Origin of the sequence: Thermomonospora cellulosilytica (assembly GCF_014138835.1) — a bacterium.
In the GTDB taxonomy this organism is placed as follows: Bacteria; Actinomycetota; Actinomycetes; order Streptosporangiales; family Streptosporangiaceae; genus Thermomonospora; species Thermomonospora amylolytica.
Genome location: NZ_JACJII010000001.1, coordinates 2,715,551 through 2,737,912 on the forward strand (window position 1 = coordinate 2,715,551; position 22,362 = coordinate 2,737,912).

Below are 22,362 nucleotides of genomic sequence, written 5' to 3' on the forward strand. Positions count from 1 at the left end.
GGGTGGCTACTCGGTGGGTGGGACGGCCGGGTCGGTAGGCGCCGGCTGGGTCGGGTCGGCCGGGTCGCCGCCGCGGCGGAACGTGTCGTCGACGGCGGCCTCGATCGGGTCGAACATGCCACTGTCCTGCCGGATGCCGTCGACCTCCTGGCGGACGCGGACGTCGTCCCAGTCCGGGTGGAGCATCCGCACCTTGGTCTCGATCGACGCGGCCTCGGCGCGGTGCAGCAGCTCGAGGGTCTCGGCGATCTGCCGGGGGGACTCGGTGGCGCCGTCGCCCATGTCGACGTCCGGGCGTTCCGGCGTGTACCCGTGGCCGAACACGGCCTTGTCGACGAGCTGGAGCGTCAGGGCCAACTCCGAGAGCTCGGGTGCCCAGTAGTTGACCTTCTTCGCCCGGGTGGCGGTGGTGCGGTCCTTGCGCGCGTCGACCTCGGTGGCGGTGGCCAGGCCGCCGTCACCCTGCAACCCGAACGTTTGGGCGGAGTAGCCGCTGGTCTGGGCGATGCGCTGGAGCAGGTCGGCGGCGGTGCGCAGGTGCTCGTCGACGCGGATGGCGAACTGGGTCTCTGAGATCTGCAGCCCGGCGTCGAGCTTGTTGGCGCCGAGCGCGGTCATGGGGACGTACAGCTCGCGGTCCTCCCACAGGGCGCCCTTGCCGGGGCCCTGGGATTCCAGGTAGGCGGCGGGGACGTGCAGTCGTGCCTTGCCGAGCCGGATGTCCCGCATGAGGCTGCTGTAGGTCTCGTCGAGGGCGTCCATCAAAGGCTCGGCGCCGTCGAAGTCGGCGCGGCCGAGGTTGGCGCCGGCGGGCTCGTGCCGCCAGCACGGGGCGGGGCGCATGTTGGGGACGTAGCCAGCGGTCAACCGGCCCGGGGTGCCGGTCTCGATGACCGGCTGAAGGCCGGCCGTCTCGGGGAATGCGGCGAGGTCGACGGGCTTGCCGAGGTCGGTGGCGGTGCCTTCGTAGACGCCGTGGAGGATGTGGCCGGGCTCGTGCCGCTCCAGGTGCCGGATCACCTTCTGGCCGTCGACGGCGATCTCTCGCCAGAACGTCACGCCGACGAGGGCGTCCCAGCGCCATTCGGGGATCGCGCCGTCGGCGTGCACGGCGGAGATCCATGGGCGGTCGCGGAGGGTCTTGTCCCAGCAGATGCGCAGGTAGATGCCTCCCATGCCGGCGCACAGTTCGGCGGCCTCGGTGAGGGTGGCGCACAGGTGGCTGCCGGTGAGCTCGTCGAGCCGGGCCTGCGTCTCGGTGGCTTCGACCGTGAAGGTCGGGGGCTCGCCGAACAGTAGGTCGGCGCTGGTGCTGGCGATGTCGCGGGCGATCGGCAGGTGCAGCTTGGTGCGCTTCTCCGTCGCCGGGGTGGGGGTGCCCCAGAACCAGCGGGCGATGGTGCGGCCGATGCGGAGGCGCCAGGAGTCGCGGGCGGCGTTCTGGGCGGAGGCGTTGCCGCGGGCGGGGTCGCCGGCGGTGGGGCCTCCGTACAGGGCGCTGATGGCGTCCAGGTCGGAGGAGTACCACGCGGACCAGACGGCGAGCTGGGTGGTGACGGGGTCCAGCGCGGGGGGCGGCCAGACCTCGTTACCGGCGGGAAGGGGCATCGGTCACCTCCCCTGTCTGGTCAGGTTGGCCAGGCGCTCGTGCTTCTCCGCGGTGGTGTGGCCGTCCCAGGTGGCGCGGGGGTCCTCGGGGTGCACGCGCAGGATCGACGGGGGGAACACGTCGATGTCGTCGGGGCTGATGTGCCAGGACATCTGGCCTGCGGGGGTGTTGATGGTGATGACGGGCCAGCCCGGTGTGCTGGGGTCGCTGTAGGAGATGACGGCGTCGCCGGGGTGCTGGGCGGCGAGGTAGGCGACCAGGCGAGCCCGCTCGCGGTAGACCTCGTTCGTCGGGCCCGGGTCGAGTTTGTCGGCGGCCTGGCGGAGCGCGCTGGCGAGGCTCGGGTAGTCGATGGCGAAGCCGCCCGTGCCGGGGGCGTAGGGGAACTCGACGGTGCCGACCTCGATGGGGGTGTCGATGTCGCCGATGGTCATGCGGATCGGCAGGCGGACGGGTGCGGCCATGGATGCCTCCGAGGGGTGTGAGGGGTTGGTGCCGGTCCGGCGCGCGACCCCTCGCGCACGCGCCGGACCGGGGATCAGGGGTTGCTACGCGGCGAGGCCGAGGGGGCTGCGCAGCATCGGGCGCCAGAGTTCCTCGGTGGTGGCGAGGATGTACCGGCCGGCGTCCAGGCTGTGGTCGGCGACCTTGATGGGCTCGTCCAGCCCCTTCAGGGTGGCGTCGGGGTCCCACGAGTAGCCGGGGGCCTCGCGGATGAAGCCGCGGCAGCGGTCGGCGACGAGGAGCCGCCGCTCGGTGAGGAGGGTGGCGGTGAGGCCGATGCCGCGGAGGACGTCGTTGTCGGCGCGGGCGGTGTGGATGCCGTCGACGGCGAGCTGGGTCCGGAACGAGGCGGCGGAGGGGTCGGCGACGATCCACTCGATCGGCAGCGTCTGTCCGGTCGGCAGGTGCGGCTTCGCCAGCCAGTCGCGGAAGCTGGCGGAGAGCTGGCCGTCGGTCAGGCGGGTGGCGTCGTGCTTGGGGTCGTGGCGCCACTCGTCGACGAGGTAGAGGCGGCCGTCGGCGGAGACGCCGAGGAGGATGCCGGCGGTGGGGTTGGTGGTGCCGTAGTCCAGGCCGACGCCGATGAGGCGGGCCATGGTGGGGAGTTGCTCCCAGGGGACGACGTGGGTGTCGGGGTCCCACATGTCGTAGATCGCGCCTTCGGCGGCGACCCACTCGCCGAGGATGAAGCGGCGGCGCCACAGGCCGGTGTACTGGCGGTGGTACCGCTGCTTGACCTCGTCGGGGAGGGCGGGGTTGTCGTCGAGGGTGAAGTGCCAGACGCGCCAGTCGGGCAGGTCGGCCAGGCGGTCCAGGAAGCGGGTCCGTACCCAGTGCGCCGGGGAGTCGGGGTTGGTGGTGCAGAAGATCTGCGCGCCGGGGACGGAGCAGCGGCCGATGAGCTGCTGGAAGAAGTCCTCGGCGATGACGGTCAGCTCGTCGACGTACGCCCCGGCACACGTCAGGCCGCGGAGCACCTTCTCGGCCTTCGCGTCGGAGGCGCCGAGGACGTGGATGGTGCGGCCGAGGATGGTGGCTGTGGCGGCGCCGGGGGTGTAGTGGGTGAGCTTGGCCAGCGGCCCGAAGATGCCCGGGTCCATCAGCGGGCCGAAGACGTTCCGGGCGAGCGAGTCGCGGGTGCGGCCGACGACGACGAGTTCGCCGCCGCGGGGTGCGTTGGCGACGTAGATCAGCCAGCGGAGCAGGCTGGAGATGGTTTTGCCGGAGCGGATCGACCCCTCGCTGAGGTTGATGAACGCCGTGCTGTTGACGACGTAGTCGACCTGCTTGCGGGACAGTGGCAGCGCGTCGAGCAGGTCGGTCACTGCTGGGTGTTCTGGCCGGCGGCCCACGCCTGGCCGAGGGCGGTGGCGAGCTGGGTGAGCATCGCCTTGCCGTCGTCGATGCCCTGGTCGGCGTCGACCTCGATGAGGCGGATGTGCTTGTCGATGAGGATGCCGGTGGTGTGGGCGATGTCGCGTTGGTCGCGGGGCGGCGGCTTGTCGACCTGGCGTTCGTTGTAGTCGTTGTCCTTGCCGCCGAAGTTGTAGATGGTGGCCGGTTCCCAGAGTTGGGCGCGCATGCGTTCGGCGTCGGCGAGGAGGTTGAGGGCGAGTTGGGCGCGGCGGGCCTTGGCGTCGGCCTGCTTCGCTCGGGTGGCCTCCGCGGTACGGCGGCGGTCGAAGGTGAGGCCGAGTTCGGCGGCGATCTTTGAGACGGTGGATTGTGCGCGGTTGATCTCGCGGGCGATCTCGTTCCGGGTCTTTCCGGCGGCGTGGAGTTCGGCGACGCGGCGGCGGTCGTGGTCGGTGATGGGGCGGCCGGCTGCCATCGGCACCACCCCCCGGGGGGTCAGGCCATGGTGGGCCTCCAGGCGGGTTTGGACAGCAGAACGCCCCGCCTACTGCGCGGGGCGTTGGCGCCCTTTAGGAGGGCATGCGAAGAACAGCTCTGATCATCGGTTATCCACAGGCCCGGTGTCAAACGGTGCCGGGCCCGTACCTTCGATGATCATGCTCTGGGATCTGGTCTCGGCAGCGTGATCGGCGACCGTGAACGTGCTGCCCCTGAAGACCACCTCGCCGGCGCGTCCGTTGGGCAGCCGAAGCTGATATCGGCGGACGTCGTCGTAGTGGAGGAAGGCGGCGACCGCGATGTCGTGGCCGGTGACGACTCCGCGCCAGCCTCCGTCCTTCCGATACAGGTCGGCGGTGACGTCGTAGTCAACGCCGTCGATGGTGAGGGTGGCAGGTCCCTGGTAGTCCATGCCGTCAGCCTTCCATGCCGGCGGTGAGGGCGGCGAGGATCGCGAGGCGGGAGGCGGCCAGGTGGACGGTGCGGCGCTGGTCGTCGTCCAGGGTGGCGAGCGCGGTCCGGGCGGCGGCCTCGTCGCCGGTGAGGACGCTGGCGAGGGCGCCCTGCGCGGTGAGGGTGAAGCGGATCCCAGCGAGGGCGTGGCCGAGGGTACGGCCGGCCTCGGCGAGGGCGTCGGCAAGTGGCTGGCCGAGGTCGGGGAGCTGAGGAGGGGCGGGCTTGTCGGGGGTCATGGGGTTCATCCTTCCGTTCCGGTGGGCTTCCAGGCGGCCTCGTCGACGAGGCCGCCGAGGAGGGCGCGGGCGGCGGTGAGGTCGGTGGGGGTGCCGGCGCGGCCGGTGGCGCCCTCGGCCCGGGCGAACGGCACGTCCGGCGTGGCGGGGGCGGCGCGGCGGGCCAGATGCGCCAGGCGGCGGGCGAGCCATGGCCAGTCCCGCAGCGGCCACACCGGCGTCCCACCCCACCACGTCGTCACATCCCGGGACGGGGGCTGGCAGGTGCCGGACTCGCAGACGATCGCGGGTTCGCCGCCGGGAACGATCCGCACGCGCCACGTGTAGGTGCCGGCCAGGCCGCCCTTGCACCACGGGCAGATGGTCTTGACGGTCTGGCCGTCGACGTGGAGAGCGAGGGCGGCGGTGAGGTCGGCGAGCATGGCGCCGGTCACCGCCGCGGCCCAGTGGGCGATGTCCCCGCCGTTCTCCCAGCCGAGGACGGCGGTGGGGAGGCAGGCGGCGGCGTGGGCGAGGTAGCGGCGGGGGTCCGCGGTGGCCGACGTCCAGGAGGACGGGGGCAGGACGGGGCACCAGGCGGCCCGGGACAGGTGCCAGGCCAGATCCTCGGCGCGGGACAGCGTGTCGGCGAGGAGGTCCAGGACGTCGGGCCGTGCGGCATCAATGTGTTCGCCGGGGGCCAGCTCGTTGCGGTCGGCGCGGTCGGCGCGGGCCTCGTCGTCGAGCTCCGCCCGCGCGTACGGGTCGAGCGGTGTCTCCCGCCAGGGGCGGCGCACGGCCGGGTCGCGGAGCAGCGCCAGGCCGACGACGAGGTCTTGGAGGTCGGCGAGGTTGGCGAGGGCGCGGTCGACGGCAGGCAGGTGTTGCCGGGCTGGTGTGCGCGCGGCCGGGCCGGCGACCGAGCGCGGCGACTGGTCGTCGGCGTGGTTAGAAGGGCGGTTCATCGTCGATGTCCTGTCGGGCCGGTGCGGGTACTGCGAATGCGGCGAGAGGGGCGCCGCATTTGTGTTCGGCGAGCACGGGGTAGAGGCGGGGTTTTCTGATGTGGTCGGCTTCGCGTGGGGAGAGTTCTTTTCGTGATGGGCCGGACATCAGGTCGTAGGTGCGCCGGTTTTGCATGACGGCGACGGCTTCGCCCAATTCGGTGAGTGGTGTGGGGTCGCAGTAGGCGGTGCGTGCGGCGCGGTCGGCGTCGAGGCCGACGATGACGGGTGCGCGGCATTTGCGGCAGAGGCGGAGGGTGGCGGCGCGGCTGGTGTCGCCGGCGCGGGTGCGTTGGAGCCAGGCCGGGATCATTCGGGGGCTCCGGCGGGTCCGAGGTCTTCGCCGGTGCGGGTGTCGATCACCCTGCCGTCGATGACGATCGTAGCGGGCTCGGGTGGTTCCGGGGTGCCCCGGCCGGAGTGGTTCCCGGGGGAGACCCCCCTTCGGGGGGTGTCTCCGCTGCCGGAACCACTCGCCCGGGATTCGGCCCGAGTGGTTCCCGAGTGGTTCCCGAGTGGTTCCCGAGTGGTTCCGAGTGGTTCCGAGTGGTTCCGGCCCTGGTCAGAGGGGTGCGGGGTGGCGATGTCGTCGGCGACGAAGTAGCGGCGGATCAGGGTGTGGGCAAAACCACGTCCCTGCGGGGTGCCGTCGCGGTCGACGTAGCCGCGGTCGACGAGCTCGTCCAGGGCGGCGGCGACGTCTTCCTTGCGGCGGGACAGGGCGAGGGAGATGCCGTTGACGCTCGTCTTCGGCGGGTTCTCGAAAAGGTGGTCGCTGATGGCTTCCATGAGCATCATGCGGTCGCCGGCGGCCTTGTCGGCGCCGGGGGTGGTGATGTCGGGCGGGTGGATGGCGACGGTCACGGCGCCGGTTTCTGCGTCGCTGGTGAGTACGGCCATGCCGACGTATTTGGCTTCTTTGGAGACGGCGCGGACGTGTCCGGGGCGGTCTTTGTCGACGAAGATGCGGAGGCGGCCGGTCATTCCTCGGCCGAATGGTTCAACGACTTCGACGCTGATGGCGCAGCCGTCCATCATGGCGCGTTTCGCCTGGGCGCCGATGCCGCCTTTTCCGCGGTTGTCTTTGTGTTTGGGGACGTGGTCGACCATGACGACTGCGCCGCCGGCCGCGGCGAGGGGCTTGAGGAGGAGCTGGGCGAAGCTCGTGGCGTCTTTGTTCTTCTCCAGGTCGAGTCCGAGGAGGGTCATGGCGGCGTTGACGCCGTCGAGCGCGACCAGTGTCGACTGGGCGGCGTCCAGGTGTTCGCGGAGGTCGTCGGATGCGGTGGCGTGGAGGGTTTCGTCGGGGCCGATGTAGTGGAGTCGGGTGAGGTGGGTGTCGGGGACTCCGAGGGCGCGCAACCTGCCGACGATGCCGGCGGCGGTGTCTTCGAAGTCGAGGTAGGTGACGGTGCCGCCGTCGGCGAGGGTCTGGGCGACGGCCAGGAGGAGGATCCAGGTTTTGCCGGATTCGGACTCGCCGAGGATGGCGTTCACCTTCCCCGTGTAGAAGAGGTGTGCGCCGTCGGCGCGGGCGAGTACGGCGGGGCCGGGTTCGTCCTCCTGGCCGTCGAGGACCGGCGCGAGGTTGCGTGGCCACCAGGACGTGCGGGATCGGGTCTGGGGGGCGGGGCTGGCGGGGTTGGTGGGGGTCGGGTCGGGTGCCGGTGGGGTTGCTGCTGGGTTGGGTGGGGTTGGGAGGGGTGTGGGCGGGGTGAGCGCCGTGGCGCCTGCCGTGGGGTAGGCGCCGGAGACGATGAGGCCGGTGAGCTGCCCGGAGCAGTCGCAGGTGCTCGAACCGGAGGAGGTCGCCGTCACCAGGTTCACCGCGGACGTGACCAGCGCGGTCCATTCGGCTTCGGCTTGGCGGGGGAACCGGACAGTGCCCGCGCGGTGGGGGTTGGTGACGTTGGCGATGAACGCTTTGTGGACGGCGGTGAGGGCGCCGACGAGGCCCGCGTGGCCTTCGTCGGCGAGGCGTATGGCGCGTAGGGCGGCGTCGCGGGCGGCGTTGTGGGCTGAGCCGGGGCCGGCGAGTTCGACGAGGGCCTGTTGCGTGGCGCGGGCTTGGCGGGCGCATGGTTCGGTGGTGGCGCCGGGGCGGGTGATGATCCAGGCGCGGGCGGCGTCGTCGGCGAGGGTGTTGCGGGGTGTGGTGGTGTGTTCCCGGCCGCCGGTGAGGCCGTCGACCCACGTCTGGGGGAGTGGGGGGAGCTGGTCGGGGTCGGGGATGGTGGTGGAGGTGAGGCCGTCCGGGCTGATCCACCGGTAGGTGCGGCCTTCGGGGTGGATGCTGGGCCAGACGACGGCGTACCGGTAGCCGGCGTGGATGAGTTCGACGTCGGGGCCGAGTTCGCCGGGCCATGCGAGGTTCTCGGGGATGCGGAACAGGCGGATGCCGGAGGTGCCGTCGTCTCGGGAGGTGGTGCGCCACGTGGGTGGGAGGGTGCCCCAACGCTGTTCGGCGTCGGCGAGCGTCGTGGCGCCGGTCTTGCCGTCGTAGTTGTCGACGTCGATGCCGAGGACGTGCCGGGACAGGCGGAGGGCGATGTTTCCGGCGCCTTCGGGGCCGTCGGCCCACGCCTGGCAGTCGGCGTAGGAGGGCCAGTGGCCGTTGTCGCCGGTGACGCCGGAGGGTGGGTGCTTCTTCTTCCGGGCGGGCAGGGGGATGACGCCGGTCCAGCCGGCGCGGCGGTACGCGTCGTACGCGCTGGCGTAGGGGCCGGTCATGCGGTCCTCTGTGGCTGCTGCATCACGTGCCCCCGATCGGTCGCGAGCCGGGGCCCGGCCGGTGCCGGGGTCGAGGGCTGAAGGTCAGGCGTCGGGGCAGAGATCCACGCCGACGGCGTTGCAGATCTTGGTGCGGACGGTGTCGGGGACGTCGGAGTCGTTGACGATGACTCGGAGTACGTCCAGCACGGAGTCGGGGACGGCGGCCCGGGTCGGCGTGGTGAGCGCGTCGACGAGGGCGAGGATGGCGTGCGTCTGGGCTTCGGCGGCGAGCGCGGCGCCGGTGACCGGGTCGGCTCCGTCGCCGTAGGTGAAGTGGTGTGCCTGGTCGACGAGCTGCTCGGCCTGGCGGTAGTGCCTGGATTTCGTCATCGGTCTCTTTCTGGGTGAGGGGTCGGGGCCTGGTGCCCGCCGCCGCGGTGAGGCGACGGCGGGCACCGGACTGGATTGGGGGTGGGTCAGCCGGGCAGGCCCATGGCGGCGCGCTGCTCCGGGGTGAGGGCAGCGATGGCCGCCTGCTGCTCGGGGGTCAGCGCGGCCATGCCGGGGGCCGCGGGCGCCGCCTGGGGGGCGGGCTGGGCCGGGGGCGTGGGCAGCTCGTTGAAGGGGATCGGCGCGGCCGGGGGCGCGGCGGGGGCGTACTGCTGCGGTGCCGCCTGGGGGACGGCCTGCGGCGGGTACTGCTGCGGCATCGCCGCCGGGGCGGCAGGGGCGGCGGGGGCACCCCAGCCGGGCCCGGCGCCCATCGTCTGACCCGCGGGGGGCTGCGGCTGGGCGGGGGCGCCCTGGCCGCGGCGGATCTCGACGGTGAAGTGCTTCAGGTCCTTGCCGCCGGCGCGCTTCTCGATCTGGGTGAGGGTGATGCGGATCCAGTCGCCCGCCTCGGGCCGCTCGGTGGCCAGGGCGGTCTTGAGGCGGATCTGCCCGGCGGTGAGGGTCTTCTCCTCGCCCTCGTCGGTCACGAGCAAGACCTGGGGGGCGACGGAGCCGTCGTCGAACTTGTGCTTGCGGATCGCCTGGATGGTGCCGGACACGCTGTCGCCGGGGGCGTTGAACTTGACGAAGTCGCCGCCGACGCGGATGTCGGGGTCGTCCCAGATGGACATGGGTGGTGGGTTCCTTCCTTGTTGGGTCAGGCCGGATCGGGTCTGATCGGGCCGGGGTGAGTGGCTACTTGAGGTAGCCGGTGGCCCCGGGGTGCCCGGGGCACGCCTCCTCCAGCTCGGTGCTGCCGGGGAGGAAGTAGTCGCAGAACGTGCAGTAGGCGTCTGCGGTGGGGAGCATCGGCAGGGCGGCCTTGCCGATGCCGCGGACCATGGTGGTGATGCCCTCGGCTCGGGTGAGCGCCTGGACCGCGATCTGCTCGTCGTACGGCTCGGACCACATGTGCGCGGCGTGCAGCATCCGGTCGCGGGGCAGGAACATCACGGCGACCTTGGTGACGGGCATGCCGCGCCGCTGCCAGCCCCGCCCGTACAGGTGGGCCTGGGCGCGGTACTGGTCACCGGGGCCCTCGTCCTTGTACTTCTTGAGCTGCTTCTCGCCGACGACCTTCCAGTCGACGACGATGCCGGTGACGCGGTCGTACACGTCGCAGGTGCCGGTGATGTGCTCGCCGCAGATCTCCCCGACGGACACCTTGTGCTCCAGGAGGAAGCGGGGTCCGCCTTCGGCGAGGGTGCCGAGGTGCCCGTTCAGCCAGCGCATGACTTCTTCGAGCCAGCCGTGCACCGCGGTGCCGATCGTCGGATACCAGGCGGGGTCACCCGGGTTGGAGATCTCGACACCGGCGAGCTTGTAGCCGAGCTTCCGCGCGCACGGGTGGCCGAGCTCGGACGGCCCGAGCCGGGTCTGCAGCGACCGGGGGGCGTAGTCGATGCGGTTCTCGATGGCCCACATCAGCTCGCGGCGGAGCTGTTCGGCGGGGTCGGGGACGGCCTCCAGGTCGGCGGGGGTGGGCCAGCCGACGCGGCTGGTGTCGATGTTGCCGGCGGCCTGGGCCGCTGGGTCGCGCGTCACCGAGCACCTCCTGTCGTGTTGGTCTCGACGGCGGGTCGGGGGAAGCGCAGCTCGACCGTGTAGGTGTGGGCGTGGTGCATCAGCAGCAGCTCGAACACGGCAACGGCTAGTAGCGGCAGGAGAAGGTGTGGCCACACCGGTCGGGAGTCGGTGGTCCGGCGGCGGGTCACTGGGCGCCGTCCTTGGGGTCGACGAGCTCGAACCGGCGGCCGGGCTTCCCGACGACGGTGTACTTCTCGATCAGGTCGGGGTGGTCCTTCGCCAGTGCCTTCTTGTCGAATCGGCGGGGCGCGGCGGTGTGGTGCCAGCGCACCACCGGGCGGCCGTCGATGACGCCGTCGACGGCGTCGCCGAGGGCCTTCTCGATGGCGTCGCGGGCCTGCTGCTCGACGATCTCGAGGCGGGCCTTCTCCTCGCGGATCTTGCGGAGGATGAGATACCAGCCGTCGACGCCGGCGACCTTCAGGTCCACGGCGGCGGGCTCGTCGTCGGGTGGGGTCGGGTCGGTCATGGTTGGGTCCTCGTCGGTCTGGTTGCGGAGCGCCCGGTCGGCTTCGGCCAGTGCGGCGCGGTCGGTGTCGGTCAGCGGCCCGGAGACGCAGGCGAAGCCGACCGGTTCGCCGGGCTGCCCGGGCAGGGGGATGCAGCGGCGGCGGCTCATCGGCGGGCCTGCTGTTTGAGGGCGGCGGCGTATCGTTCCGCGGTGCGCTTGGACACGCCGACCGCGGCGGCGGCCTCGGCGATGCTGATCGGTTCGCCGTTCTCGCGGCGGCGGGTCAGGCGCACGGTGACGAAGTCGTCCATGCGCGCGGCCTTCGGCCCGCACGGTCGCCGCGCCTGGACAGACCGGGCGCGGATCTCCTCGAGCGGCATCGGCGGCGGCGGCCCCTCCTGGGGGCGGCCGGCCTTGAGCCACCGTTCGTAGCAGCTCCGGATCCAGCCGTGGGCGCCGTGCTGGCCGGTCTTCCCGCAGCAGCGGCAGGTGATGGTGGGGCGTCGTCGGGTCATGAGGGGTTGCTCCTGCGGAGTCGTGCGTCCCGCTCGCGCTGCGCGGTGATCGTGGCGCGGGCGGCGGCGTAGTCGGCAGGGTTGGATCGGCGGCGGCCGGACGCGATCGCGCGGGCGTCGATCACGGCCCACGCGTCCAGCTCCCCGGCGTAGGGGTCCGGCCGTCCGTACGTCGGGTAGGCCGGGCACTCGGGGCGCCCGCAGTAGCACCTGGCGGGGGCGCAGTACTGCCCGGACACCTCCGGCTCGCCGGCGATGGCGGCGGGGGTGTGCCGTGGGCACCGCCACCCGGGCAGGAAGAACCGCACACCCTCGGCGCCGCAGTGGCCGACGCCGGTCGTGTAGTGGCGGCACGTCCTGCCCGGGGTGGTGGTCATGCCGGGACGCCCCGCATGATGGTGTGCTCGGTGCGCTCTTCGACCTTGGCGACGATGTCCTCGAACGCGGCGGCCAGCGCCTCGGCGGGCCGGTCCAGGACGTAGCCGAGCCGCAGGTGCCCGTCGGTGATGCGGTACCGGAACCGGGCGGTCAGCGTCACGGGCGCGGAGCCCTCGTACGGGGACAGCACGATCACGATCTGCTTGGGGATGGTGATCTGCTTGCCCCGACCGCCGGACGCCTCGATGCTCTCGGTGTAGACGAGCTGACGCTCGCCGTTGGCGAGGAGGCTGCCGGACTTGAAGGCGGCGTTGGTAGTGGCCTCGAACGTCTGGGCCAGCTCGAGCAGGTCGGCGCCGTCCGGCGCGGCGATGTCCGGGAGCCGGGCCTCGAGCAGCTCGGCGAACTCGGTCTGTCCCATCAGCCGGCCGTCGGCGGCGAGCCACGTGTTCCACGCGTCGGTGCGGCGCACGGTGTAGACGAGCCGGTGCTGCCGCCAGCCGGGCTCGTTCGTGCCGTGGGCGTCGATGACCGCGGTGATCTGGTCGCGGTCGATGTCGGCGTAGATCTCGGCGACGTCCAGATCGGCGTGCTTGTCCCAGTACAGGCCGAACGAGTCGACGTCGCGGACCTGGACGGTGCCGGTCTTCCGCTTCGGGGTGTCGCGGTACTCGTTGCCGGTGAGGTCGATCTTCTCGACGCCGGCGGTGGTGGCGACGGCGTAGACCTTGCCGGGCTCCAGCTCGGCGGGTTCGGCGGACAGGATCGCGGTCTCGATGATGGCGTCGGCCTCGGTCCGAGGGACCTGGACCGGCGGCGAGGTGGTGGGGTTGAGGGGATTGGTGCGCATCGTCACCGGGCGCTCCTGACGGGGGCGTCGTCGCGGACGGGGATGGGGATCTCGGTCTGCCGCGGGTCGCGGCGCGACAGGTTGCCGGCGTCGTCGACGAAGAACGCGCTGGCCTGGGTGCCGACGGGTGGCTTGGCGGTGACCTTGCCGGTCACGGTCAACGCGCTGACGTCGCCCTTGGCGATCGGCGCGACCTCCAGGACGAGCGTCAGCGTGCCCTTGGCGCCGTGCTCGCGGACGGCGTCGACGAGTTCGTGCAGCCGCTCGGACGCCTCGTCGTGCACCTGCCCGCGGGCGAGCTCCTGGAGCACCGCGGCGAACGGGCGCACCTGCCGGGCGCCGGCCGGGTCGTTGGTGGTGGTCAAGGTGAAGGGGTTCCTCTCTGTCATCTGGTCAGGAGTGGGCGGCGGTGTATGCCTCCCGGACCGCGGCGGGGATGCGGCCGGACGGCGGACAGGGGATGTTGTTGGCGGCGGCCCACGCCCGGTACTCGGCCGGCGTCGGCTCCGTCGGCTCGGGGGCGGGGGCGCCGGTGGTGAGGTGGGCGTACAGCGCCTTGCAGGCGTCGCAGCCGCACGCCCGGACGGGAGCGCCGTCGGCGAGGGAGTCGCTGCCGTCCCCGTCCAGGCGGGCCCCGGGCTCGACGATCCGCTCGATCCGCTGGCCGATGAAGTTGAACGTCGGTATCAGCTCTGGCTTGCCCGGGGTGCACAGGCAGCCGCATTCGCAGTGCCCGAGCTCGTCCGGGCGCGTCTTGTCGGGACGCCGCTGGTAGTCGGGGTGGCCGCACTTCGTGCAGCGGTGGGCGATCAGCACTTGGGGTTCTCCTTGATCTCGTGCTCGTGTCGGCGACCGGTGCCCGCCGACACGCCCACCCGGGCGGCGGCCTCGTCGGGGCCGACGTTGTTGGCGCGGAGCCACGCGTAGTCCTCGACCCGGTCGGCCTTGCCGGCGGCCGGGGCGCGCGGCGCGAGCTCCCGGTCGGCCATGGCCTGGGCGAGGATCGCGATGGTCTGGCGGATGAGCCGCGCGGTGCTGCCGCTGGGGACCGGGCGCATCCGCTCGGCCTCCAGCAGCAGCACCCGCCCGGCCGGGCCGGTCACCGGTTCACTTCCTTGCGGTGCGGGTCGGCGGCCCGCTGCGCCTCCTCGGGGGTACCGCGGCGGGCGATGACGTGCGGCGCGTCCTCGCACCGCGGGTTGCGGCAGGTGGCGGTCCACCCGCCGGTGCCGTCGCTGGACGGCTCGACGAGGACAGGGAAGAGGGTGTCGACGGCCGGGGAGATCACCGAGCCACCTCCGGCCAATGGATGGCGTCCAGCACGGCACGGTGCGTCTGGGGCATGGCGGCAGGCGGGTGACCGAGGTAGTCCAGCCCCATCGCCTGCAGGGCGTAGGCGTCGGCCTCGTCGTTGCCATGGATCGGCGCGTCGGGCCAGCGGCGGATCGCGGCGGCCAAGACTTCGTCCTTGCCGGCATTGCCGCGGCCGGTGACGTACTTCTTCAGCGACGTCGGAGAGACGATGACGTAGGGGATGCCTTCGTTGTCGACCTCGTTCATGACCAGGTGCCACAGCCCGGCGCGGGTGAGGTGCTGGCCGGTGGAACGGCTCAGCGCCAGGTCCTCGACGACAACCAGGTCGGCGCGCTGGCCGGGCGTGCAGATCTCGGGGGAGCCGAGGACGTGGTGCATCACGCCGAGGGCGATGATCCGCAGCCGGGAGAAGCGGGTGATCTCTAGGCGGGGGTGGGACTTGATGCGGTGGATTCCGCAGTGGCAGGCCAGGCCCGTGCTGGTCAGGGACAAGTCCAGACCGATGACCCGGAGGCCCGGACCGGCGGCGGCCTTCCCTGCCTCACCGCCGGTCCGGGTGTCCTTGGTGTCGCCGGTCACGACTGGTCGCTCCACAGGTCGGCCGCGGCGTCGACGTCGGCCCGGTCGCGGGCGGCGGCCCGCCGCCGGGCGTCGGCACGACCGTCCGCCAGCCCCCGGGAGTACCCGCGGTCGGCGCCGATCGCGTCACCGGCCAGCAGCCCGAGGAAGGCGGCGAGGGCGATCGCGACAGCGAGGAGCAGCAGCAGCTCGCCGGGGGTCATGGTCAGGGTCATCGGTAGCCTCCGGTGCAGTTGACCCAGCGCGGCGGCACCATCTCCGGGACCGTCACCGCCAGGTGGGCGGCGCTGTGCCGGCCGGTCGGCGGGTCGAACAGCCCGTGCACCGCAGCGGCCACGGCGGCGGCGACGGCCAGGGCGAGCAGGACGGCGAGGATCTCGAGCAGCATCAAGACGTCGCCCCCTCACAGAGCTGACGGACGATGCGGCGCAGGTCGTCCAGGGTGTTGGCGGGGCGGAACAGGGGGTGGGCGAAGCGGTGGGTGGGGTCCACCGGGATGCCGAGCAGCTCGGCGGCGTACTCGTCGATGCGCCGCCATGCGGTCGTGTCGGTGGGGTCGGTGCCGGGCGGGACGACCAAGGTCGAGTAGTGGATCTTCGGGTCGTCGGGCTCGACCGCGAACCGGCCACCGGACAGCAGCACCGTCCACCCGGCGTAGCAGAAGGCGGTGCCGCAGTCGGTGCGCCACATGTCCTGCCGCCACTGGTGCGGGTGCATCTCGATGTGCGTCAGCACCAGCCGCAACAGCGCGGTGTTCGGGGTGCGGGTCATGGTGGTCACCGGTCGGTGCCTCCCTCCGGCATGAGGCCGGTCGCCTTCAGGGCGTCGGCCGGGTCCGGCGTGGTCTCGGGCGTCATCTGGCGGGCGCGGGCGATCACGCCGTTCAGGTACGCCGCGTCGGCCAGGGCCTCGTCGGCGGCCTGCTGGTGCAGCGCGGCCCGGCCGGCGTGCTCGTCGGCCCGTCGCAGCGCGTCCTCCAGCCGCGCCGACGCCTGCTCGATCAGCCGCCGCACCTCGTTCAGCGCGGCGGCCAGCTCGGCGGCCTCGGCCTGGGCCTGTTCGGCGGCGGCGCGGGCGGCGATCGCGGTCTGCCGGTCCCGCTGCCCGCGGGCGCGCATCTCAGTCGCCTCCTTCTCCAGACGCACCGTCAGCCGCGGCACCGGAACACCGTCGATGGGGGTCTCGTGGGCGGCCATCAGAACGGGCTCCTGTTCGTGGTCGGCACGGCGTCGTCGACCGTCTTCGGCCGCTCGGCCAGGCCGGCGTCGACCGCCACGTCGCACGGCCAGGTCACGGGCTGGCCGCCGTGGGCGCGGGAGCCGCAGATCTGCCCCCACACGTTCGGCTCCTCCGCCCCGGGGGCGGCTTCCCAGTACGTCTCGGGGTGGTGCTCCTCGAGCAGTGCCGCCGCCTTCCGCCGCGCCGCGGCCTCGCCGGAGGCGCCGGTCTGGGTGAACGCGGCGGCCAGCGCACGGGCCTGCCGTCCGGTGGTGAGCGGGACGGTGCCGTAGTCGATGGTGTCGGCGAACGCCTTGGACACCACCTGGATCGTCGCCGCGCGGGTGCCGAGGCTGGTGACCTGCACGGCGACGGCGTCGGTGCCGAGGTGGTCGGACACGTGCACGCGGTGGGGGCCGAGATCCTGGTAGCGGCACCACGTCGGGCACGCCTCGCTGGGCGGCTCCGCGGTACGGTTGGTGTTGGACAGCACCTGTACCTCCTTCGGGGGGTTGGTGTCGGGGGCGGTCTCCGTGGCAGCGGAGGCCGCCTCGCTCATTTCGGCGACCTCGGCCCGCAGATGGGCGATGCGCTCGGCGAGGTCGGACAGCGGGGAATCGTCGGCGGCGTCGGGCATGTCGTCGGTCAGCGCGGCGACCAGCCCCCGCGCCCACGCGACGGCCTCGGCGAACGGGCGGCGGCGCGTCACCGGCTCACCCCCTCGGCAATGTCCAGCAGACGGGCGCGCACGAGGGCGACCGCGTCGCGCTCCTTCGGGGTGAACTGGTCGTGCCAGCGCTCGACGTCGGCGGCCAGCCGGTCAGCGGTGACCTCGGCCGGGTGGCGGCGGGAGTTGGCGGGCTTACTCTGCGAGCTCACCGGGCGCTCCGGCGGGTCCGGACCCGGGCGACGCGAGGCTTCGCCGCGGGCTTGCCGGCCGGGCCCGGCCGGACGGCGATCTGGCGCTCCGCGACGAGCCGGGACAGCACGCTCGTGCGGTACCACGCCGTTACCGGGACGCCGCCGATGGTGGCGGTGACGCACACGACCGGCACGCCGGTCAGCGTGAGGGCGTGCGCGTCGGGCCCGCCGGTCAGGTCGTACGGCCAGCCGGCGACCGCGTTCTCGTCGACCGAGACGCGGCCGGTCCAGCCGTTCGGGTGCCGGTCGGCGGTGCCGACCGGCCAGGACTTCGCCAGGTTGGCCAGCGCCCGCCGCAGCATCGGCGGCGCGAGCTCGACGTTCCTCTGGGTGATCACTGGACGGCCCTCCTTCGGGGCAGTCGGGGCAGGGAGAACTCGTGGCCCCCGCACGGGCACAGCAGATGGCCGTGCTCGGCGAGGAGCCGGGCGTCGCGCAGGCTGATCGACTGCCGCCGGGTACGGCAGCGGTCACAGGCGACGGGGTTGGGGACGCGGCCGGCGACCACACCGGCCAGATGCCGGACGGCGGCGATCACCGCTGTTCACCCGCCATCCAGGCGTCCAGGTCGGCCCACCGGTAGCGGACGACTCGGCCACGCCGGGAGAACTTCGGGCCGCGCCCGGTGGACCGCCAGTTGGCGAGCGTCTGCTTGGCGACGCCGAGGTACGCGGCGGCCTGGTCGGTGTTGGCGTAGCCCGGCCGGGGCCGGGACTTCGTGGCGGCGGCCATCAGGATCCGCTCCCGTCCAACGGAAGGTGGCAGGACCAGCAGTTCTTCGACCCGCGCGCCGGGTCGTTCTCCGTACCGCAGTGCGGGCACGGCACCATCGGCTGCCGCGCCGGCGTCGGCGACATGGCGACGATCACGGCCGCGAGCAGCGCCAGCGTCCGGGCCTTCACGCCGACACCCCGAAATCGGAGTAGGCGTCCAGCCCCAGCACCTTGGCGAGCGCCGCCCGCGTCTCCGGCCGGCCCGCGTGCTCCCCGCGTTCGATGCGGGATGCCTGGGACTCCGACAGGGGGACGCCGAGCTCGGTGCACGCCGCGGCGACCTGAGCGAGGGTGAGTCCCCGTCGGATCCGCTCCCTGCGCATCGGGCTTTCGGTGTTCTGCATGCACCGCAAGTTAGCACAAGTCACCGGAAGCGCAAGAGGGCGCAAGTGCCCGCAAGGCCGTGGGAGGTTAGGTTCAGCTCACCTGGATGCCATACCGTGGGACAATCAGACTTGTGTTTTCTTGCGCTATGTTGCGCAAGCTGATGCCGGAGAGAGCTTCCCCGATGCCAGGACTCCCGCCTCACGAGGTGCTCGACCGCGCCATGAAGGCTCGCCTGCTCGAGCTGCGGAAACGTCTGATAGACGTCGCCCGCGAGGTCCCCATCAGCGACGCCGGCCTCAGGCAGATCCGGCGGGGCGAGTACCGGCCCGTCCCGCTCACCGCGCGCGGCATCGACGAAGCGCTGCAATGGCCACCCGGCACCGTCGATCGCATCTACGACGAAGGTTTCGATCCGCTGTCGGATCCCGCCCTCGTGGCGCTTCCCCCTGCCGACTCTGCGCCGGGAGCTGCAGCCGAGAGCGAAGGGTTGGACGAGGTGCGCCGGCTGCTGGACGACGCCGAGGAGACGATGCGCCGGATCCAGGAACGCCTGGGACGGCCGCAGCGCGACCGGGCCCAGGTGCTCTGGGAACTCCTCCGAAAAGAAGTTGAAGACTCAACGTCTGAGACCGAAAGTCAATAACAACCTGGCGGGCGACGGTCAAGGTCAGGTAAGCCTACTGTTACTCCTGTGAACTCGATCAACACTTGCGTTGCGGGCGTCCGAAACGCCAGCATTGTGAGCCCCTCCACCACAACATCGGCAGGGACTGACGACGCTGAGCACGACCGGGTGTGTGTGACCAGCGCGGAGCCCTCATAGCGAGGAGCACGCCTCATGCGAGACCTTCGCCCCAACCGCCTCCAGGTGGTACTGGCCACAATCGCCGTGACCACGTACGCGCTGGGAGTGGCCATGGACGATCTGCACACTGCCCACGCCCTCTGGGTGCTGACCGTGTGCGCCGTGGTAGGAGTCATCGCCGCCGGCAACGTCACCTGCGTCATCTCTCGGATCGTTGACGCACTGACACCCCTGCTCATCCGCATCGTCCAGCTCGAACGGGAGCAGTTGGACGCGATGGAAAAGCAGGTCGTGCAGGACGGCCAGGGCGCACAGGCTCAGCCCAACGAGGACTGGAAGGCGCGGCACCTCAACTAGCGCCACCCCGCCACCCCGCCAGGCCGCCCGTGGATGTCCCCGCCCATCCGCGGGCGGCCCTCTTGTAACCCCTCAACCCCCTGGAGACTCGTCATGGCGGTATACGACCGATGGCACCTGTCCCACCCACCGGAAGGGTGGGACGACCCGGATCCCGAGAAGCGGCCTCAGCCCTGCAAGTGCGGGCGCGGCAGGACCAAGCTCTACCCCACCAAGGTGCACGGCGTGGGGAAGCGCTGGCAGGTCCGCTGGGACGTCATCGACGCGGACGGGAAACGGCGCCAGCCCAAGAAGAACTTCAGCGAAAGGTACGGTGACGACCCTGAGCGGCACGCTGAGGCGTTCGACGCCAAGGTGCGCGCCGACCTGGACGCCGGCACCTACATCGACCCCGAGCTGGGAAAGATCACCCTGGAGCAGTACGCCAAGCGGTGGCGCTCCAGCCTGGCCTCCGACCCGGCGAGCCTGGAGACCATCGACAAGCACCTGGCGCACATCTACGACGTGGAGGCCGGGCCGCGCAGCCGCCGCGCCCCCGGCAGCTCACCGATCGGGCACCGGGAGCTGGGGGCGCTGGCCAAATCGCCCTCGGCGATCCAGCAGTGGGTCAAGAGCCTGGAGGGCAAGAACCTGGCGCCCGGGTACATCAAGGCCATCGCCACCACCCTGTCGACCATCTTCATCGCGGCCATCGAGGACGGCCGGATCTCCCGCAACCCGGTGCAGTCGCCGGTGGTGCGGCTGCCGACCGTGCCCGACCGGGAGATCGTCCCGTGGACGCTGCAGATGGTGGAGGCCGCGCGGGCCGAGCTCGACCGGCGGCACGAGTCGCCGGCCATGGTGGACCTGGGCGCCGCCGCCGGCCTGCGCCTGGCCGAAGTGTTCGCCTTCGCCGAGGAGGACATCCAGTTCCTCGGCAAGGACCGGAAGATCCTCGTGCGGCGGCAGATCAAGCGGATCAGGGACGCGGACGGGGAGTACCGGCTGGTGTTCGCGCTGCCGAAGGGGCGCAAGGAGCGGACCGTGCCGTTGTCGGACACGCTGGCCAGGCGGCTCGCCGAGCAGATCAAGAAGCGGAAGCCGGTGGAGGTGACGCTGCCGTGGGGGCGGCCGGACGGCAAGCCCCGCACCTACCGGTTGCTGTTCGTGAAGGCGGACGGTTTGCCGTGGTACCGGCAGGCGTTCACCCACGTATGGACTGCGGCTCGCAAGGCGGCGGGGGCGCCCCCGCCGCCGGATGAGAACGGCCGGTTCCATGGCCTGCGGCACACCTACGCCAGCATGGTCCTGGCCGCCGGTGCCGACATCCTCAAGGTGGCCCGGTGGATGGGCCACACGGACCCGGGGTTCACCTTGCGGACCTATGCCCACTTCATGCCGGACGTCGCGGACGTTGGCCGCCGCGGTGTGGACGACTTCTTCCGGGGCACCGGCGACGGCCGAAGTGCCCCGGATGTGCCCTTCACCGGCAGTTCGTGATCTCGGGCAGGGCTGCGGCCCAGCTCAGCGCCCCCCGTTCAGCTTGGCGAGGCGGTTCTCGTACATGCGCAGGATCTCGGCGCGGGCGGCGTGCTGCCGCTCGTACTCGCGCAGCATCTCGACCTGCTCGGCGGTCAGGCCCCGCAGCCGGGCGCGGAGCTGGGGCAGGGACGCCTCGTCGTAGTTCGGCACCGGCAGGTCGGCCTTCTTGGGCGCGGCGGGCGCGGGCTTCGGCTCGGCCTTCCCGGCCTCCTCGGCCTTCGCGGGCGCGGGGCCGGTGCCGCCCTGCGCGGCGGGCCTGGGGCTCGGCGGCTCGGCCGGCTTGGGCGCGGCCCGGTTGCCGGGCTCGGGCGCGGGCTCGGCGACCGGCTCCCGGGCGGGCTTGCCGACCGAGATCTCCGCCGCCGGCTTCGGCGCGGGCCGCGGGCGGGGCGCGGGCGGGGTCGCGACCGGGGTCTGGGACCCGGCCGCCTCCTCCTTCTCCTCCTCCGCGCCGCGCATCAGGGTCGCCACCCGGCCGGCGACCTTCTCGGCGGTCTGCCTGGCCGTCTGCCTGGCGTCCTCACCGAGCCGGCCCAGCACCGGGCCGACCCCGTTCTCGCGCATCTCCTTGTAGTCCCTGGTCACCCGATCGCTCAGCAGCAGCGCCCGGCCGACCCCGAACATCGCCAGCCGGACGGCGTGCAGCGGGAGGTCCCGGACCTGCTCGCCCACGGCGTCCCGGACTTGCTGCTTGAGGCGGCGCGGCGACTTCGTCATCGTCCTCGTCTCCCTGCTGGTCCCTTGCATGGTCTGGAGCGGTCCGAGCGCGCTTACCACACGGCCGTCTCGTATCACTGTGCCGCATCGGTGCCAGGCCGGTCACCCCGGGTCAACGCGTTCGCGGGATCCGGGCCGTGGATCACGTCACAGTGAGGCGGCACAGTGAGGTCTGCCTACCCGCCGGCGGCGCCGCGACACGGGCCACCGGGTGGTTCGTACAATTGCCGCATGACCTCCACCAGTGAGCGCCGTGTCCTGCTCGCCAAACCCCGTGGCTACTGCGCGGGCGTCGATCGTGCCGTGCAGACGGTGGAGATCGCGCTGGAGAAGTACGGGGCGCCGATCTACGTCCGCAAGCAGATCGTGCACAACGTGCACGTGGTCAAGACCCTCGAGGAACGCGGGGCGGTCTTCGTCGACGAGACCGAGGAGGTGCCCGAGGGCGCCATCGTGGTCTTCTCCGCGCACGGCGTGGCCCCGGTGGTGCACGAGGAGGCCGCCCGGCTGAACCTGCGCACCATCGACGCGACCTGCCCGCTGGTGACCAAGGTCCACAAGGAGGCCCGGCGGTTCGCCGCCGACGACTACGACATCCTGCTGATCGGCCACGAGGGCCACGAGGAGGTCATCGGCACCTCCGGCGAGGCCCCCGACCACGTCCACCTGGTGGACGGCCCCGACGACGTGGCGAACGTCCAGGTCCGCGACCCCGACAAGGTGGCGTGGCTGTCGCAGACCACCCTGTCGGTCGACGAGACCCTGGCCACCGTCGCCAAGCTCCGCGAGCGCTTCCCCAACCTGGTCGACCCGCCGTCCGACGACATCTGCTACGCCACCCAGAACCGCCAGACCGCGGTCAAGCAGATCGCCGCCGAGGCCCAGCTGGTCATCGTGGTCGGCTCCACCAACTCCTCCAACTCGGTCCGCCTGGTCGAGGTCGCCAAGGAGTACGGCGCCGACGCCGCCTACCTGGTCGACTACGCCGACCAGATCGACCCGGCCTGGCTGGAGGGCGTCACCACCGTCGGCGTCACCAGCGGCGCCTCGGTCCCCGAGGTCCTGGTCCGCGGCGTCCTGGACTGGCTGGCCGAACGCGGCTACGACCGCGTCGAGGAGGTCGAGTCCGTCCCCGAGAGCATGCGCTTCGCCCTTCCCCACGAGCTCCGCAGGGATCTGCGCATCACCCCGGTCTGATCGGGG

At 72.1% G+C, this 22,362-nt stretch carries 36 protein-coding genes; 4 read left to right on the plus strand and 32 right to left on the minus strand.

The window, feature by feature from the left end; translation table 11 throughout:
- Positions 1–6: 6 nt before the first annotated feature.
- The 31 genes from HNR21_RS13050 to HNR21_RS13200 all read right to left on the minus strand — a co-directional run bounded on the left by HNR21_RS13050 (position 7) and on the right by HNR21_RS13200 (position 17,776).
- The gene (locus HNR21_RS13050; RefSeq protein ID WP_182705421.1) at positions 7–1,608 is read right to left on the minus strand and encodes a phage portal protein; all 1,602 of its coding nucleotides are present in this window, start codon (positions 1,606–1,608) and stop codon (positions 7–9) included.
- A 3-nt stretch (positions 1,609–1,611) separates the two neighbouring features.
- Positions 1,612–2,073 (minus strand): WDGH domain-containing protein, encoded by a 462-nt coding sequence (locus HNR21_RS13055; RefSeq protein ID WP_182705422.1) that lies wholly within the window; start codon positions 2,071–2,073, stop codon positions 1,612–1,614.
- 84 nt (positions 2,074–2,157) lie between these two features.
- Entirely contained in the window at positions 2,158–3,438 is a 1,281-nt protein-coding gene (locus HNR21_RS13060) for a PBSX family phage terminase large subunit (protein WP_182705423.1), read from the minus strand.
- Entirely contained in the window at positions 3,435–3,944 is a 510-nt protein-coding gene (locus HNR21_RS13065) for a helix-turn-helix domain-containing protein (protein WP_182705424.1), read from the minus strand. Before HNR21_RS13065 ends, HNR21_RS13060 begins: the two co-directional genes overlap by 4 nt.
- A 123-nt stretch (positions 3,945–4,067) precedes the next feature.
- On the minus strand, positions 4,068–4,379 hold the full coding sequence (locus HNR21_RS13070) for a hypothetical protein (RefSeq protein ID WP_182705425.1): 312 nt from the start codon (positions 4,377–4,379) through the stop codon (positions 4,068–4,070).
- A gap of 4 nt (positions 4,380–4,383) precedes the next feature.
- Positions 4,384–4,659, minus strand: coding sequence for a hypothetical protein (locus HNR21_RS13075; RefSeq protein ID WP_182705426.1), 276 nt, complete (start codon positions 4,657–4,659; stop codon positions 4,384–4,386).
- Positions 4,660–4,664: 5 nt separating this feature from the next.
- On the minus strand, positions 4,665–5,603 hold the full coding sequence (locus tag HNR21_RS13080; protein ID WP_182705427.1) for a hypothetical protein: 939 nt from the start codon (positions 5,601–5,603) through the stop codon (positions 4,665–4,667).
- Positions 5,587–5,955, minus strand: coding sequence for a hypothetical protein (locus HNR21_RS13085; RefSeq protein ID WP_182705428.1), 369 nt, complete (start codon positions 5,953–5,955; stop codon positions 5,587–5,589). Before HNR21_RS13085 ends, HNR21_RS13080 begins: the two co-directional genes overlap by 17 nt.
- Positions 5,952–8,372, minus strand: a complete 2,421-nt coding sequence (locus HNR21_RS35980) for a bifunctional DNA primase/polymerase (RefSeq protein ID WP_182705429.1) — start codon at positions 8,370–8,372, stop codon at positions 5,952–5,954. The genes HNR21_RS13085 and HNR21_RS35980 overlap by 4 nt, the downstream gene beginning before the upstream one ends.
- Before the next feature lie 84 nt (positions 8,373–8,456).
- A complete protein-coding gene (locus HNR21_RS13095; protein WP_182708999.1) occupies positions 8,457–8,744 on the minus strand; it encodes a hypothetical protein in 288 nt (95 codons plus the stop codon).
- A gap of 86 nt (positions 8,745–8,830) precedes the next feature.
- Complete coding sequence (locus tag HNR21_RS13100) at positions 8,831–9,478, minus strand: hypothetical protein (RefSeq protein ID WP_182705430.1); 648 nt, start codon at positions 9,476–9,478, stop codon at positions 8,831–8,833.
- A gap of 64 nt (positions 9,479–9,542) precedes the next feature.
- Positions 9,543–10,391 carry a hypothetical protein gene (locus HNR21_RS13105; RefSeq protein ID WP_182705431.1) on the minus strand — a complete coding sequence of 283 codons (849 nt, stop codon included), beginning with the start codon at positions 10,389–10,391 and terminating at the stop codon, positions 9,543–9,545.
- Between the two features lie 166 nt (positions 10,392–10,557).
- The gene (locus HNR21_RS13110; RefSeq protein WP_182705432.1) at positions 10,558–11,052 is read right to left on the minus strand and encodes a hypothetical protein; all 495 of its coding nucleotides are present in this window, start codon (positions 11,050–11,052) and stop codon (positions 10,558–10,560) included.
- Positions 11,049–11,399: a hypothetical protein gene (locus HNR21_RS13115; RefSeq protein WP_182705433.1), complete on the minus strand. Its 351-nt coding sequence runs from the start codon at positions 11,397–11,399 to the stop codon at positions 11,049–11,051. The genes HNR21_RS13110 and HNR21_RS13115 overlap by 4 nt, the downstream gene beginning before the upstream one ends.
- Positions 11,396–11,776, minus strand: a complete 381-nt coding sequence (locus tag HNR21_RS13120) for a hypothetical protein (RefSeq protein WP_182705434.1) — start codon at positions 11,774–11,776, stop codon at positions 11,396–11,398. The genes HNR21_RS13115 and HNR21_RS13120 overlap by 4 nt, the downstream gene beginning before the upstream one ends.
- Positions 11,773–12,627, minus strand: coding sequence for a DUF2303 family protein (locus tag HNR21_RS13125; protein WP_182708618.1), 855 nt, complete (start codon positions 12,625–12,627; stop codon positions 11,773–11,775). The genes HNR21_RS13120 and HNR21_RS13125 overlap by 4 nt, the downstream gene beginning before the upstream one ends.
- Positions 12,628–12,629: 2 nt before the next feature.
- Positions 12,630–12,992, minus strand: coding sequence for a YfdP family phage-associated protein (locus HNR21_RS13130; RefSeq protein ID WP_182705435.1), 363 nt, complete (start codon positions 12,990–12,992; stop codon positions 12,630–12,632).
- A 28-nt stretch (positions 12,993–13,020) separates the two neighbouring features.
- Positions 13,021–13,443 carry an Lsr2 family DNA-binding protein gene (locus HNR21_RS13135; protein WP_220500142.1) on the minus strand — a complete coding sequence of 141 codons (423 nt, stop codon included), beginning with the start codon at positions 13,441–13,443 and terminating at the stop codon, positions 13,021–13,023.
- Positions 13,437–13,730 (minus strand): hypothetical protein, encoded by a 294-nt coding sequence (locus tag HNR21_RS13140; protein WP_182705436.1) that lies wholly within the window; start codon positions 13,728–13,730, stop codon positions 13,437–13,439. Before HNR21_RS13140 ends, HNR21_RS13135 begins: the two co-directional genes overlap by 7 nt.
- Positions 13,727–13,915 (minus strand): hypothetical protein, encoded by a 189-nt coding sequence (locus HNR21_RS13145; RefSeq protein WP_182705437.1) that lies wholly within the window; start codon positions 13,913–13,915, stop codon positions 13,727–13,729. Before HNR21_RS13145 ends, HNR21_RS13140 begins: the two co-directional genes overlap by 4 nt.
- Positions 13,912–14,520 (minus strand): RuvC family protein, encoded by a 609-nt coding sequence (locus HNR21_RS13150; protein WP_182705438.1) that lies wholly within the window; start codon positions 14,518–14,520, stop codon positions 13,912–13,914. The genes HNR21_RS13145 and HNR21_RS13150 overlap by 4 nt, the downstream gene beginning before the upstream one ends.
- Positions 14,517–14,735 carry a hypothetical protein gene (locus tag HNR21_RS13155; RefSeq protein ID WP_182705439.1) on the minus strand — a complete coding sequence of 73 codons (219 nt, stop codon included), beginning with the start codon at positions 14,733–14,735 and terminating at the stop codon, positions 14,517–14,519. Before HNR21_RS13155 ends, HNR21_RS13150 begins: the two co-directional genes overlap by 4 nt.
- The gene (locus tag HNR21_RS13160; RefSeq protein WP_182705440.1) at positions 14,732–14,908 is read right to left on the minus strand and encodes a hypothetical protein; all 177 of its coding nucleotides are present in this window, start codon (positions 14,906–14,908) and stop codon (positions 14,732–14,734) included. The genes HNR21_RS13155 and HNR21_RS13160 overlap by 4 nt, the downstream gene beginning before the upstream one ends.
- Positions 14,908–15,300, minus strand: coding sequence for a hypothetical protein (locus HNR21_RS13165; RefSeq protein WP_182705441.1), 393 nt, complete (start codon positions 15,298–15,300; stop codon positions 14,908–14,910). The genes HNR21_RS13160 and HNR21_RS13165 overlap by 1 nt, the downstream gene beginning before the upstream one ends.
- Entirely contained in the window at positions 15,297–15,716 is a 420-nt protein-coding gene (locus HNR21_RS13170; protein ID WP_182705442.1) for a hypothetical protein, read from the minus strand. The genes HNR21_RS13165 and HNR21_RS13170 overlap by 4 nt, the downstream gene beginning before the upstream one ends.
- Positions 15,716–16,447 carry a hypothetical protein gene (locus HNR21_RS13175; protein ID WP_182705443.1) on the minus strand — a complete coding sequence of 244 codons (732 nt, stop codon included), beginning with the start codon at positions 16,445–16,447 and terminating at the stop codon, positions 15,716–15,718. Before HNR21_RS13175 ends, HNR21_RS13170 begins: the two co-directional genes overlap by 1 nt.
- Positions 16,444–16,617, minus strand: coding sequence for a hypothetical protein (locus HNR21_RS13180; protein WP_182705444.1), 174 nt, complete (start codon positions 16,615–16,617; stop codon positions 16,444–16,446). The genes HNR21_RS13175 and HNR21_RS13180 overlap by 4 nt, the downstream gene beginning before the upstream one ends.
- On the minus strand, positions 16,614–16,997 hold the full coding sequence (locus HNR21_RS13185) for a hypothetical protein (protein WP_182705445.1): 384 nt from the start codon (positions 16,995–16,997) through the stop codon (positions 16,614–16,616). The genes HNR21_RS13180 and HNR21_RS13185 overlap by 4 nt, the downstream gene beginning before the upstream one ends.
- Entirely contained in the window at positions 16,994–17,197 is a 204-nt protein-coding gene (locus HNR21_RS13190) for a hypothetical protein (protein WP_182705446.1), read from the minus strand. Before HNR21_RS13190 ends, HNR21_RS13185 begins: the two co-directional genes overlap by 4 nt.
- Positions 17,194–17,391, minus strand: a complete 198-nt coding sequence (locus HNR21_RS13195) for a helix-turn-helix transcriptional regulator (RefSeq protein WP_182705447.1) — start codon at positions 17,389–17,391, stop codon at positions 17,194–17,196. The genes HNR21_RS13190 and HNR21_RS13195 overlap by 4 nt, the downstream gene beginning before the upstream one ends.
- 166 nt (positions 17,392–17,557) lie before the next feature.
- Positions 17,558–17,776 (minus strand): helix-turn-helix domain-containing protein, encoded by a 219-nt coding sequence (locus HNR21_RS13200; protein ID WP_182705448.1) that lies wholly within the window; start codon positions 17,774–17,776, stop codon positions 17,558–17,560.
- Between the two features lie 128 nt (positions 17,777–17,904).
- On the opposite strand from HNR21_RS13200, the gene HNR21_RS13205 reads away from it, so the two are divergent.
- The 3 genes from HNR21_RS13205 to HNR21_RS13215 all read left to right on the plus strand — a co-directional run bounded on the left by HNR21_RS13205 (position 17,905) and on the right by HNR21_RS13215 (position 20,400).
- Entirely contained in the window at positions 17,905–18,402 is a 498-nt protein-coding gene (locus HNR21_RS13205) for a hypothetical protein (RefSeq protein WP_182705449.1), read from the plus strand.
- 273 nt (positions 18,403–18,675) lie between these two features.
- On the plus strand, positions 18,676–18,921 hold the full coding sequence (locus HNR21_RS13210; RefSeq protein ID WP_182705450.1) for a hypothetical protein: 246 nt from the start codon (positions 18,676–18,678) through the stop codon (positions 18,919–18,921).
- A gap of 93 nt (positions 18,922–19,014) precedes the next feature.
- Positions 19,015–20,400, plus strand: coding sequence for a tyrosine-type recombinase/integrase (locus HNR21_RS13215; RefSeq protein ID WP_182705451.1), 1,386 nt, complete (start codon positions 19,015–19,017; stop codon positions 20,398–20,400).
- 24 nt (positions 20,401–20,424) lie between these two features.
- Here the strand turns inward: HNR21_RS13215 and HNR21_RS13220 are convergent, their stop codons facing one another.
- Positions 20,425–21,159 carry a DUF8129 domain-containing protein gene (locus HNR21_RS13220; RefSeq protein WP_182705452.1) on the minus strand — a complete coding sequence of 245 codons (735 nt, stop codon included), beginning with the start codon at positions 21,157–21,159 and terminating at the stop codon, positions 20,425–20,427.
- Positions 21,160–21,390: 231 nt separating this feature from the next.
- On the opposite strand from HNR21_RS13220, the gene HNR21_RS13225 reads away from it, so the two are divergent.
- On the plus strand, positions 21,391–22,356 hold the full coding sequence (locus HNR21_RS13225; RefSeq protein ID WP_119727350.1) for a 4-hydroxy-3-methylbut-2-enyl diphosphate reductase: 966 nt from the start codon (positions 21,391–21,393) through the stop codon (positions 22,354–22,356).
- Positions 22,357–22,362: the final 6 nt, after the last annotated feature.